The sequence below is a fragment of the Oleiphilus sp. HI0043 genome, from assembly GCF_001634935.1.
This window is the reverse complement of record NZ_LWEY01000341.1, coordinates 1-826: the sequence shown is the minus strand read 5'-3', so window position 1 is coordinate 826 and position 826 is coordinate 1. Positions and strand designations below refer to the sequence as shown.

1 protein-coding gene is annotated in these 826 nt (G+C 45.2%); it reads left to right on the top strand.

The window, feature by feature from the left end; translation table 11 throughout:
- A partial coding sequence (locus A3729_RS04840) for a proton-conducting transporter membrane subunit (protein ID WP_304439688.1) occupies window positions 1–826 on the top strand: 826 nt, incomplete at both ends.

Here is an 826-nt window from a genome sequence, read left to right as displayed (position 1 = left end):
TGGCACTCACATCCGTATTTCTTATTTGGGCTCGTCGAACAGATCGAGCCTATTCTTCTGGTATTCGCTATCTGATCATTCAAGTATTATCTGGCGTTTTGTTACTTGCAGGTCTATTGATCTTCGCGCACGTTAACAATAGCTTACTATTCACTCATATCGGCTTGCAGCATGAGGGCATCGCCCAAGTTGGTGCATGGCTAATCTTTTTCGCCTTCGGAATCAAGTGTGCCTTCCCTTTTATGCACAACTGGTTAACTGATTCGTATCCTGAAGCGACACCAAGCGGAACAATATTTTTAGCCTCGTTCACAACAAAGGTCGCGGTGTATGCTTTTGCTCGGGCCTACCCCGGTGAAGAAATTCTCGTATGGATTGGTGTCACCATGGCATGCTTTCCAATTTTCTTTGCAGTTATCGAAAATGATCTCCGCCGAGTACTTGCCTACAGCCTTATTAACCAAATTGGTTTTATGATTGTGGGGATTGGTATAGGTACCGCCATTGCATTGAACGGTGCCGTTGCCCATGCCTTTAATGATGTTATATTTAAAGGTCTGTTGATGATGACAATGGGCGCTGTCTTGCACATGACAGGTAAAATCAATGGCTCAGAGCTTGGCGGCCTTTACAAGAGCATGCCAAAAACAACCATACTTTGTATTGTTGGTGCTGCGTCTATCTCGGCCTTCCCGCTTTTCAGCGGCTTCGTATCGAAGTCAATGATTATGGCTGCTGCAGTAGCTGAAGGCTATGATGTTGTTTGGTTATTATTACTATTTGCCGCTGCCGGCGTATTTCATCACGCGGGCATCAAGATTCCTTA